This is a genomic window from Bradyrhizobium sp. (assembly GCF_016462955.1).
Classification (GTDB): Bacteria; Pseudomonadota; Alphaproteobacteria; order Rhizobiales; family Xanthobacteraceae; genus Bradyrhizobium.
The window spans coordinates 2066-12266 of the sequence record NZ_JAEMSD010000179.1 but is presented as its reverse complement, the minus strand read 5'-3'; the positions used below and the strand labels follow the sequence as shown (position 1 = coordinate 12266).

Annotated in this window: 11 protein-coding genes and 1 pseudogene; 8 read left to right on the top strand and 4 right to left on the bottom strand. The window is 64.9% G+C overall.

The genetic code is table 11. The annotated features are described in order from the left end of the window. Positions 1-461, bottom strand: a pseudogene (locus tag JHD07_RS19030) (branched chain amino acid aminotransferase); the annotation flags it as partial. A 341-nt stretch (positions 462-802) separates the two neighbouring features. Between JHD07_RS19030 and JHD07_RS19025 the strand changes: the two are divergent. Genes JHD07_RS19025 through JHD07_RS19015 form a run of 3 tightly spaced genes read left to right on the top strand, consistent with a single transcriptional unit; the run spans position 803 to position 3478 of the window. Further along, on the top strand, positions 803-1345 hold the full coding sequence (locus JHD07_RS19025; protein ID WP_291624687.1) for a MarR family transcriptional regulator: 543 nt from the start codon (positions 803-805) through the stop codon (positions 1343-1345). Further along, positions 1342-2073, top strand: a complete 732-nt coding sequence (locus JHD07_RS19020; RefSeq protein ID WP_291624686.1) for a response regulator transcription factor — start codon at positions 1342-1344, stop codon at positions 2071-2073. The genes JHD07_RS19025 and JHD07_RS19020 overlap by 4 nt, the downstream gene beginning before the upstream one ends. A 16-nt stretch (positions 2074-2089) precedes the next feature. Then, positions 2090-3478 carry an ATP-binding protein gene (locus JHD07_RS19015; RefSeq protein ID WP_291624685.1) on the top strand — a complete coding sequence of 463 codons (1389 nt, stop codon included), beginning with the start codon at positions 2090-2092 and terminating at the stop codon, positions 3476-3478. A gap of 63 nt (positions 3479-3541) precedes the next feature. On the opposite strand, the gene JHD07_RS19010 is transcribed toward JHD07_RS19015, so the two are convergent. Both JHD07_RS19010 and JHD07_RS19005 read right to left on the bottom strand, forming a co-directional pair. Further along, on the bottom strand, positions 3542-4072 hold the full coding sequence (locus tag JHD07_RS19010; RefSeq protein ID WP_291624684.1) for a DUF3617 family protein: 531 nt from the start codon (positions 4070-4072) through the stop codon (positions 3542-3544). A gap of 41 nt (positions 4073-4113) precedes the next feature. Then, the gene (locus tag JHD07_RS19005) at positions 4114-4413 is read right to left on the bottom strand and encodes a hypothetical protein (protein ID WP_291624683.1); all 300 of its coding nucleotides are present in this window, start codon (positions 4411-4413) and stop codon (positions 4114-4116) included. A 183-nt stretch (positions 4414-4596) separates the two neighbouring features. Here JHD07_RS19005 and JHD07_RS19000 point away from each other — a divergent pair, with 183 nt between their 5' ends. The 4 genes from JHD07_RS19000 to JHD07_RS18985 all read left to right on the top strand — a co-directional run bounded on the left by JHD07_RS19000 (position 4597) and on the right by JHD07_RS18985 (position 7363). Continuing rightward, positions 4597-5058: a hypothetical protein gene (locus JHD07_RS19000; protein ID WP_291624682.1), complete on the top strand. Its 462-nt coding sequence runs from the start codon at positions 4597-4599 to the stop codon at positions 5056-5058. 105 nt (positions 5059-5163) lie between these two features. Then, on the top strand, positions 5164-5868 hold the full coding sequence (locus JHD07_RS18995) for a ribonuclease T2 (protein ID WP_291624681.1): 705 nt from the start codon (positions 5164-5166) through the stop codon (positions 5866-5868). Between the two features lie 160 nt (positions 5869-6028). Then, complete coding sequence (gene rlmJ / locus JHD07_RS18990) at positions 6029-6895, top strand: 23S rRNA (adenine(2030)-N(6))-methyltransferase RlmJ (protein WP_291624680.1); 867 nt, start codon at positions 6029-6031, stop codon at positions 6893-6895. Between the two features lie 252 nt (positions 6896-7147). Further along, positions 7148-7363 (top strand): cold-shock protein, encoded by a 216-nt coding sequence (locus JHD07_RS18985; protein ID WP_063986700.1) that lies wholly within the window; start codon positions 7148-7150, stop codon positions 7361-7363. Between the two features lie 173 nt (positions 7364-7536). Here JHD07_RS18985 and JHD07_RS18980 read toward each other — a convergent pair whose 3' ends face one another. Next, entirely contained in the window at positions 7537-8160 is a 624-nt protein-coding gene (locus JHD07_RS18980) for an outer membrane protein (protein ID WP_291624679.1), read from the bottom strand. A 249-nt stretch (positions 8161-8409) separates the two neighbouring features. Here JHD07_RS18980 and uvrC point away from each other — a divergent pair. Beyond that, positions 8410-10201, top strand: a 1792-nt coding sequence (uvrC, locus tag JHD07_RS18975; RefSeq protein WP_291624678.1) for an excinuclease ABC subunit UvrC, incomplete at its 3' end; no start/stop codon positions are given.

Below are 10201 nucleotides of genomic sequence, written 5' to 3'. Positions count from 1 at the left end.
ACGCCGAGGAAGGTCTCGCTCGCGATCATGAAGGGACGCAAGTAGAGGCTGCCCTCGCCGCCCGGCATCCAGGCGCGATCGATGCGCACGACCTGCTCGACGGCCTCGATGAAGACGTCTTCGGGCAGCTGCGCCATCGCCATGCGATCGGCCGAGTCCTTGAAGCGCCGCGCATTGGCGTCGGGGCGGAACAGGTTCACCCCGCCATCGTCGCGCTTGTAGGCCTTCAAGCCTTCGAAGATCTCCTGGGCGTAGTGCAGCACCGCACCGGCCGGATCGAGCTGGAAGTTGGCCCGCGCCTCGATCTTCGCCTCGTACCAGCCGCCCTTGGCCTGGTTGTAGCGGACGATGGCCATGTGATCGGTGAAGACCCGTCCGAAGCCGGGGTCCACCAGCTTGGCGACGCGATCCTTCTCGGGCGTCGGATTGGATGCGGGCTGGATGTCGAATGTCATGCTCATGTCCTTGCCTCCCGCTGCCGGTGGCGGCGCTGTTGCTGGCGCCGGCCTTGCCCCCGCTTCGGAGCCCGGCTGGCTTGATTGTTTCTGCAGACCGCCACCAGCCTTGTTACGGCCGGTTTCCCGTGGCCAGCATGTCGGGCAGGACATGCTTTTGCGGAAGGCGGAAGTCCAGTATGTTTTGCCGAAATGCCGCTCGACAATCGCACGGTAGATCTGCTTTGGCCGTCGCCGCCTGTCCGGCTCTCTCAGGCCGCCCCTGCTACGATGCCACCCGGTGCGAAACGATCTAAAATTTCGTACTGGTTGATCGTTTTGTAACATTGAACCCAAGATACGTCAATATGCCTGACATAAATTTCGCAAGTGCCGCTCAAGACGCTGCTACGCCTCGGCCGGCCGCAGGCGATGGAGGCAATTTGCGCTGGGATATCATCGAGCTGCTGTTCTTCGCCTACCGCGACTTCGTCGGCGATCCCGACCAGGAGCTGGAGGCTTTCGGCTTCGGCCGCGCCCATCACCGGGTCATGCACTTCGTTTACCGCTATCCCGGGCTCAAGGTCGCCGACCTGCTCGACGTCCTGCGCATTACCAAGCAATCGCTCGGCCGCGTGCTCAAGCAGCTGCTGGACGAAGGCTACATCGTGCAGAAGACCGGCGACAACGACCGCCGCCAGCGCCTGCTCTATGCGACGCCGAAGGGCGAGGCCCTGGTGCAGAAGCTCGCCGGGCTCCAGACCACGCGGATCACCAGGGCACTCGCCGAGATGGCGCCGCAGGACGCGGAGACCGTGAAGCGCTTCCTCCGCGCCATGATCGACCGCGACGATCCGGACAAGGTGCTCGAGACGATCTTCGCTTCCGTCAACAACGACGCCAAGGAGTGACCGTGCCGCTCGCTGCCACGCTCGCCCGCGCGCCGGTGCAACCGGCCGACGATGCCCCGCATCTCCTGCTGGTCGACGACGACCGCCGCATCCGCGATCTGCTCTCGCGCTTTCTCGCGGCCGAAGGCTATCGCGTCACCACGGCCGCGAGCGCCGGCGATGCACGCTCGAAACTCATGGGCCTGCATTTCGACCTCCTGATCCTCGACGTGATGATGCCCGGCGAGACCGGCTTCGATCTCGCCCGCTTCATCCGCACCTCTTCCTCGGTGCCGATCGTGATGCTGACGGCGCGGCACGAGGCCGAAGCCCGCATCGAGGGCCTGCAGATCGGTGCCGACGACTACGTGGCAAAACCGTTCGAGCCTCGCGAGCTGGCGCTGCGCATCAACAACATCCTCAAGCGCGCCGCCCCGCCGCCGCAGGCCACGACGATCGAGAAGATCGCCTTCGGTCCCTACGTCTACCATCTCGAGCGCGGCGAATTGCGCCAGGGCGAGGAGGTCATCCACCTCACCGACCGCGAGCGCGAGATGCTGCGTATTCTCGCCGAAACACCGGGCGAGACCGTGCCGCGTAGCGCGCTGACCGGCAATGGCAGTGTCAACGAGCGCGCCGTCGACGTGCAGATCAACCGCCTCCGCCGCAAGATCGAGACCGACCCCGCCAATCCGCTGTTCCTGCAGGCGGTGCGCGGCATCGGCTACCGGCTGGTCGCCTCGCCATAAAATTGAAGCGCGCCAGATGAGCACGATCGACACCGGCCTGACGCTTCTGAAGAGCGCTGCCGGCCGCGTCTCCGCTGTCAATGGCTGGATGGGCAACGCATTCAAGGGCTGGATGCCGACCGGCCTCTATGCCCGTGCGCTCCTCATCATGATCGTGCCGATGGTGATCCTGCAATCGGTCGTCGCCTTCGTGTTTATGGAGCGTCACTGGAACACGGTGACGCGCCGGTTGTCCGCCGCGGTGGTGCAGGACATCGCCGCGCTGATCGACGTCTACAAGGGTTACCCGCAGGACAAGGACCGCAACGAGATCCGCCGCATCGCGCAGCAGCGGCTCGGCCTCGTGGTCGATTTCCTCCCGGCCGGCGACATGCCGCCGCCGGGGCCGAAGCCGTTCTTCTCGCTGCTCGACCAGACCCTGTCGGTGCAGCTCGGCCGCCAGATCGGCCGCTCATTCTGGATCGACACCGTCGGCCGCTCCAACCTCGTCGAGATCCGCATCCAGCTCGACGATGCCGTGATGCGCGTGTTCGCGCAGCGCAGCGCCGCCTATGCCTCCAATTCGGAGATCTTCCTGTTCTGGATGGTCGGGACGTCCTCGATCCTGTTGATCGTCGCGGTGCTGTTCCTGCGCAACCAGATCAAGCCGATCCTGCGGCTGGCCGACGCCGCCGAGAGTTTCGGCAAGGGCCGCGAGGCCCCGAACTTCCGTCCCCGCGGCGCACGCGAGGTGCGGCGCGCGGCAGTCGCCTTCCTGGAAATGAAATCGCGCATCGAGCGCACGATGGAGCAACGCACCGCGATGCTCGCCGGCGTCAGCCACGATTTGCGCACCATCCTGACCCGCTTCAAGCTCGAACTGGCGCTGATCGGCGACAGCCCCGAGCTCGACGGCATGCGCAAGGACGTCGACGAGATGTCGATGATGCTGGAGGACTATCTCGCCTTCGCCCGCGGCGACACCGGCGAGCAGTCGCAGCCGACCGACATGGCGCAGGCGCTCGAGGAGCTGCGCAGCGACGCCGAGCGCCACGGCCATACCGCGACGGTCGCTTTCCACGGCTTGCCCGTGGTGACGGTGAAGCCGGCCTCGTTCAAGCGGTGCCTGGCCAACCTCGTCACCAACGCGGCGCGCTACGGCAAGAAAATCGCCATCAGCGGCCAGCGCGATCACCGTTATTTGACCGTGACGGTCGACGACGACGGGCCCGGCATTCCCCCGCATTTGCGCGAAGAGGTGTTCAAGCCGTTCCTGCGGCTCGACAACGCCCGCAACCAGGACGAAGGCGGCACCGGCCTCGGCCTCGCCATCGCCCGCGACATCGCCCGCTCGCACGGCGGCGACATCACGCTCGGCGACAGCCCGATGGGCGGATTGCGGGCGAGCGTGCGAATACCGGTGTAGCCCTTCTAACTCCTCCCCGTAAGAACGGGGCGAGGGAGCGCACCGTCCGCGCGGCGAGCAGGCCTACTTCGGCAGCAGCGCCTTCAGCTTGTCCATGTCGCGCACGTTCATCTTGAAGCCGCCGGGCATGACGATGTCGCCGGGCTTCTGATCCGGCTTGCAGGCCCCGAGCCACTTGGCTTGCAGCGTCGTGGTGCTGTCGCGCCCGGCCGTACCGGCAACGCCGCCTTTGGCGTGCGACGTGGTCTTCACCGTGTAGGCCGAGTTGAAGTCTCCGGTGATCTCGGCATGCGAGGTCGTGCTGACGCCGGCGACGCTGCACTCGGAATCGCTGACATAGCCGGTTGCGGTCTTCTTGATCTCCTGCTTGGCACAGATCTGCTTGGCCATCGGGGAGACGTTGTTGCTCATCTCCTTGTCGACGGTCTCGTCGGTGCAATGCTGCATGGTCATCTCGGGCACGGGCGAGCCTGATGTGACCAGCTTCATTTCCCAGAGACCGGCCTTGCGCACCGGCAAATCGTCGGCGCCGGCGCGGCCTGCTGACAGCGCAAGGCAAAGCGTCCAGCCGAGCAAAGCGAGTTTGCGCGTCATGCGGAAATCTCCCGGCAGAGATCAAGTGCGGTTACGACGCCTCAGTACAGCGTGCGGATCGGGCGCTCGGCGGCGCCATAGGGCACCCAGCGGCAGGAAAAGGAGATGTAGCCGCCCTCATAGGCCTGCACGCCGAGGAATTTCACGACCTTGCCATAACGCGCGCAGTGATCGACCGCGACCTGGCGGGCATCGACCTGGGCGGCCATGGAATAGGCGATGATGCCGCCGGTGTCGTTGCCCTTGAACGGCGGCACGATATCGGCGCGCGCCGGCTGGCTCGCCGTCAGGCCCGAGGCAACCAGGCTGGCGAGAAGACCCGCGGCCGCAATGATTCGCATTACCGTTACTCCAATTGGCTGGTGCCAGTTTACGGCGCCGTGATCGCCATGAAAAGAACTGATGCCCTGCTGGCGGCAGCGTTGCAGTCAACTCCCGGCGAAGTGTTGCCGCGCTGCACTTGACCTCCCCCGGCCTTCGCGGCACCGTCCGGGCTCCGCAAGACCTAGCTGTCTGGATTGACCATGCGCGCCTCCTCCCTGAAATCGCTCCGCTTTGCCGCCGTGCTCGGCCTCATGTTCGGAGCGCTGTCGCTCGGCGAGGCCAGGGCCGCCAATCCGCTGGAGCTGAATTTCTGGCTGAGCGGGCCGCGTTATGACGGTGCCGTTGCTCCTTGCGACTGGGCCCTGCCGAGGATCGTGCATGAGTTCGCCGAAAAGGAGTCCACGTTCTGGAATTCTTCGTTGCAGATCACCGGCTTCTCCGCCGTTCGCGAGACCGCGTTCCGGCCCTGGCAGTCCGACAACATTCCGCGCCGCTATTGCAGCGGCGAGGCCATGCTCAATGACGGCAAGCCGCGCAAGGTGCATTTCTCGATCATCGAGGATGGCGGCTTTGCCTCCTACGGCAACGGTGTCGAATGGTGCGTCGTCGGCGTGGATCGCAACTGGGCCTACAATCCGGCCTGTCGGGCCGCAAAGCCCTGATTCGGGTTGGTCCGGCCCGCGACGCGGCGGGCGCCTGAATTTTGTTCTTGAAATGTTCTCATCGCCTGCTAGGCTCGCTGCACAGTCTAGTTGAGGGGCGTCGCCATGTTTCATGCCAGATTGCATTCGTTCTCCCGCCTCGTGATCTCGCTGACTTTGTCGCTGATCCTGTCCGCAAGCCTCGCGTCCTTCGGCAGTGACGCAAGGGCCCAGGACAAGCGGCAGAACGCGCCGGGCGAGTTCGACTTCTATGTGCTGGCGCTTTCATGGTCGCCCTCGTTCTGCGAGGAAGCGGCCGAGCGCGGCGGCCGCTCCCAGATGCAGTGTGGCGGACGCCCCTATGCCTTCGTGGTGCACGGGCTGTGGCCGCAATATGAGAACGGCTTCCCCGAATATTGTCAGCGTCCGGCACCGCGGCTGAACCGCAACATCGTTTCCTCGATGCTCGATTTGATGCCGGCGACGGGCCTGATCTTCAACGAATGGGACAAGCACGGCACCTGCTCGGGCCTCGAGGGCCGGAGCTATTTTGAGACGATCCGCAAAGCACGCGCCGCGATCAAGATCCCGGCCGAATATCTCGATCTGTCGCAGGCCAAGACCGTCGCGCCGGCGGAGGTCGAGGAGGCCTTCGTCAAGGCCAATCCCGGCCTCAGCAATGCCGCCGTCTCGGTCACCTGCAACCGGACGCGGCTCTCCGAGGTCCGCATCTGCCTGAGCAAGGACCTGCAATTCCGCGCCTGCGACGAGATCGAGCGCCGCGCCTGCCGCCGCGAGCAGGTGACGATGCCGCCGATCAGGGGCGGTTGAGGCCAACTTTCCCAGATCGTCATTCCGGGGCGCGCAAAGCGCGAGCCCGGAATCCATTGGCAAGCATAGCCCGCGGTGAAATGGATTCGGGGTTCGGTGCTGCGCACCGCCCCGGAATCACGGGAGTTGCTTTCATCGCGCGATGTCGTAACTCTCCGCCATGAACTACCGCCACGCCTTCCACGCCGGCAGCTTCACCGATGTCGTCAAGCACATCGTGCTGGCGCGCATCCTCACTTATTTGCAGGACAAGCCGGCGGCGTTCCGCGTCATCGACACCCACGCCGGCGCCGGCCTCTACGATCTCGAGGGCGAGGAGGCACGCCGCGGTGGCGAATGGCTGACCGGCATCGCACGGCTGATGCAGGCGCGCCTGTCGAATGAGAGTGCGGCACTGACCAAGCCCTATCTCGACATTGTCCGAGCCTACAATCCGAAGGGCGAGCTCAGGGCTTATCCGGGCTCACCGCTGATTGCGCGCGGCCTGCTCAGGCCGCAGGACCGGCTCGTCGCCTGCGAGCTCGAGCCCAAGGCGCGCAAGGCGCTGATCGACGTGTTGCGCCGCGACGAGCAGGCGCGTGTCGTCGATCTCGACGGTTGGGTGGCATTACCGGCCTTCGTACCGCCGAAGGAGCGGCGCGGGCTCGTGCTGATCGATCCGCCGTTCGAGGCCAAGGACGAGTTCGAGCGGCTGAGCGAAGCGTTCTCGGCGGCCTTCGCGAAATGGCCGACCGGTATCTACGTAATCTGGTATCCGGCCAAGAGCCGGCGCGCCACCGACACGCTGGTTCAAACGGTCGCGCGGCTCGCAGCTGCAGCAAAGCCGCCGGGGAAATGCTTGCGCCTCGAATTCAGCGTCGCGCCGCAAGCCGGCAGCGCTGCCCTCACCTCCACCGGACTCCTGATCGTCAATCCGCCCTATACGCTGCAAGGGGAGCTCAAGACGATCCTTCCCGAACTGGAGATGCCGCTCGGCCAAGGCGGAGCTGCCAGATTCCGATTGGAAGTGCCCAAGCCATCGCTGTAACAGCCCGGCATTCTTGGGAAAAATATGCAGTACCGGTAGTCAATCTGTGAAGAACCGTATTATGCTGTTTCCGTGACTGGCTTTACGTTCCGCTTCCGCGAATGGTTGCGGCGGAGTGAAGGCCCTAAGAAAGATCCCGTCGGACCGATAAGGTCCGTCCAAGGATGGCCAGCTCCCGGGCTCCGTAAGGCCCGGTCATGCCGTGACGTGAGTCTGCGTCGCGGCGGAGGAGCAATGAGGGGGAGTTTCCCGATGGCCATGACGGGAACGGTCAAGTTCTTCAACGGCGAGCGCGGCTACGGCTTCATCAAGCCCGACGACGGCGGTCGCGATGTCTTCGTTCACATCACCGCGGTGGAGCGGGCGGGACTGAAGGACCTTGCCGAAGGACAGCGTATTACTTTCGAGGTTGAGCCGGACAAGAAGGGGAAGGGACCAAAGGCGGTCAATTTGGTGATCGTCTCCTAGAGCCTCTGCCGTTCCGATCGAATCGGAACGGCGCTCTAGACTTTCGTATTTGACGCGTTTTCTTGACGCGAACCGGCGTCCACTTCGCTCGAAAACGCTCTTGCGAACTGGCGTAAAAAAAATCCCGGCCGCGAGCGGCCGGGAGGCTGGTCCGGTATTTTCTTCTTTGGATCTCAGAAGCGGTAGTTCACGCCTGCGCGGACAACGCTGGCGCTGTAGCCGTTCGACACGCCCGTGATTGCGAACTGGCTCGTCGACAGATCGATGTAGAGATATTCGAGCTTGGCGCTCCAGTTCGGCGCGAGGCCCACTTCCGCGCCGGCACCGATGGTCCAGCCTGCGGTTGTGTGCGACTCCGACCAGCCGAAGGTCTGCGCGCGCAGTTCGCCGAAGGCGAGACCGGCGGTGCCGTAGAACAGCACATTGTTGAACGCATAGCCGGCGCGGCCGCGCAGGGTGCCGAACCACGGATTGGAGAACTTCCACGGCGCAAAGGTGTCGTCGGCGCCCGCTGCTTGGATGTCGCCCTCGACACCGAACACCCATGGGCCGTTCTGGAAATTGTAGCCGGCCTGCACGCCGCCAACGAAGCCGGACGGCTTGGTGGGGTTGTTGTCGACCGAGCCCCATCCATAGCCGATGTTGCCGCCGAGATAGGGACCTGCCCAGCTATAGGCATTGAGCGGCTGGTTGACCGTATAGGGCGCCCGCTGCCCGTAACTGAGATCGGCGGCCTTTGCCGAAGCTGTCCAGCCGGCAGCAGCCAACGCGGCTGCGCCCACAACGAGCCTCTTCATCACTCACTCCAACGCAACTGCCGCAACCCTTGCGATGCCTGCGCCGCCGCGCCGGCCCCCGTCGCTTGGTTACGGAACCAAGAACCTTTCGCGTAGGATTTATCGAGAGTTTTAAGTTAAAGGGCTGTTAAGTCGGGTTACCGCGCGCTTAACAGACTTAAGGAAGTGTTACCGGGAACTGGCCTCCATCTCGGGCGCGCCGCCTGCCCGGAACTTCAAATCGGCACCCCTAGCGCCTAAATTCGCCCCATGGTTCACGATTCCTCCGACAATCCGGACGACCACGCGCGCAAGTCGCCGCCGGCCGCTGCGGGCGATGCGCCGCCCGAAGCGCTGGCCGCGCCCGACGTCGACCCCGCAGCAGCCGGGGACGACGAGGACGATGCGCTGCTGCCGGATATCCTGGAAGAGAGCGGCGCCGTTGGGGAGGGCCCGCTCGCGACCGGGCACGAGGCGATCGAGCGCGCGGTCCGCCTCGCGCCGACATCGCCCGGCGTGTACCGCATGCTCAACGCCAATGCCGACGTGCTCTATGTCGGCAAGGCCAAGAACGTCAAAAAGCGCCTGTCCAGTTACGCGCGCCAGAGTGCGCCGTTGCCGGCCCGCATCCTGCGCATGATCGCGGCCACCGTCACCGTGGAGATCATCTCGACCACCACCGAGACCGAGGCGCTGCTGCTGGAGGCCAACCTCATCAAGCAGCTGCGGCCGCGCTTCAACGTGCAGCTGCGCGACGACAAGTCGTTTCCCTATATCCTGATCACCGGCGACCATTGGGCGCCGCAGATCCTGAAACATCGCGGTGCGCAGACCCGCCCCGGGCGCTATTTCGGCCCGTTCGCCTCCGCCGGCGCGGTCAACCGCACCATCACGGCGCTGCAGCGCGCGTTCCTGATCCGCTCCTGCACCGATTCCTTCTTCGAGAGCCGCACCCGGCCCTGCCTGCTCCACCAGATCCGACGCTGCGCCGGTCCCTGTACCCGCGAGATCGATTTCGGCGGCTATTCGACGCTGGTGCGCGAGGCGAGCGACTTTCTCTCCGGCAAAAGCCATGCGGTGAAGCAGGAGCTCGCCGGCGAGATGGAGAAGGCGGCGGGTGAGCTCGAATTCGAGCGCGCCGCGCTGTACCGCGACCGCCTCGCCGCGCTCTCGGCGATCCAGTCGCAGCAGGGCATCAATCCGCGCACGGTGGAGGAAGCCGACGTTTTCGCCATCCACCAGGAGGGCGGCTTCTCCTGCGTCGAGGTGTTCTTCTTCCGCACCGGCCAGAACTGGGGCAACCGAGCCTATTTCCCGCGCGCGGAAAAGACCTTCAACCCCGAAGAAGTGCTCGGCTCGTTCCTCGCGCAGTTCTACGACGACAAGCCGCCGCCAAGGAACATCCTGCTCTCGCACGAGATCGAGGAGAGCGAGCTGCTCGCCAATGCGCTCTCGATCAAGGCCGGCCGCAAGGTCGAGGTCACCGCGCCCAAGCGCGGCGAGAAGAAGGAGCTCGTCACCCACGCGCTGACCAACGCGCGGGAGGCGCTCGGCCGCAAGCTCGCGGACACCGCCACCCAGAGCCGCCTGCTCAACGCCATGGCCGCAACGCTGAGCCTGCCGCATTCGCCCAAGCGCATCGAGGTCTACGACAACAGCCATATCCAGGGCACCAATGCGGTCGGCGCCATGATCGTCGCAGGCCCCGACGGCTTCGTGAAGAACCAGTACCGCAAGTTCAACATCAAGTCGGAAGGGATCACGCCCGGCGACGACTTCGCCATGATGCGCGAGGTGCTCGAGCGCCGTTTCAAGCGCCTGATCAATCCCCCCGAGGACGCCGGCTCCAAGGAAAGCAACAAGGCCAGGGACGACGATTTCCCGCAATGGCCCGACCTCGTGATCATCGACGGCGGCCGCGGCCAGCTCAACGCCGTGCGCGAGATCTTCGCAAATCTCGGCCTCACCCAGGTGTCGCTGATGGCGGTCGCCAAGCGACCGGACCGCGATGCCGGCCGCGAGACCCTGTACAAGCCGGAACGCGAGGCGATCAAGCTGGAGC

Bases quoted from the DNA above. Each gene is read 5' to 3' on its own strand.
- JHD07_RS19025 (WP_291624687.1), top strand. From the start codon at position 803: ATGCCTGACATAAATTTCGCAAGTGCCGCTCAAGACGCTGCTACGCCT.
- JHD07_RS19015 (WP_291624685.1), top strand. From the start codon at position 2,090: ATGAGCACGATCGACACCGGCCTGACGCTTCTGAAGAGCGCTGCCGGC.
- JHD07_RS19010 (WP_291624684.1), bottom strand. From the start codon at position 4,072: ATGACGCGCAAACTCGCTTTGCTCGGCTGGACGCTTTGCCTTGCGCTG.
- JHD07_RS19005 (WP_291624683.1), bottom strand. From the start codon at position 4,413: ATGCGAATCATTGCGGCCGCGGGTCTTCTCGCCAGCCTGGTTGCCTCG.
- JHD07_RS19000 (WP_291624682.1), top strand. From the start codon at position 4,597: ATGCGCGCCTCCTCCCTGAAATCGCTCCGCTTTGCCGCCGTGCTCGGC.
- JHD07_RS18995 (WP_291624681.1), top strand. From the start codon at position 5,164: ATGTTTCATGCCAGATTGCATTCGTTCTCCCGCCTCGTGATCTCGCTG.
- rlmJ (WP_291624680.1), top strand. From the start codon at position 6,029: ATGAACTACCGCCACGCCTTCCACGCCGGCAGCTTCACCGATGTCGTC.
- JHD07_RS18985 (WP_063986700.1), top strand. From the start codon at position 7,148: ATGGCCATGACGGGAACGGTCAAGTTCTTCAACGGCGAGCGCGGCTAC.
- JHD07_RS18980 (WP_291624679.1), bottom strand. From the start codon at position 8,160: ATGAAGAGGCTCGTTGTGGGCGCAGCCGCGTTGGCTGCTGCCGGCTGG.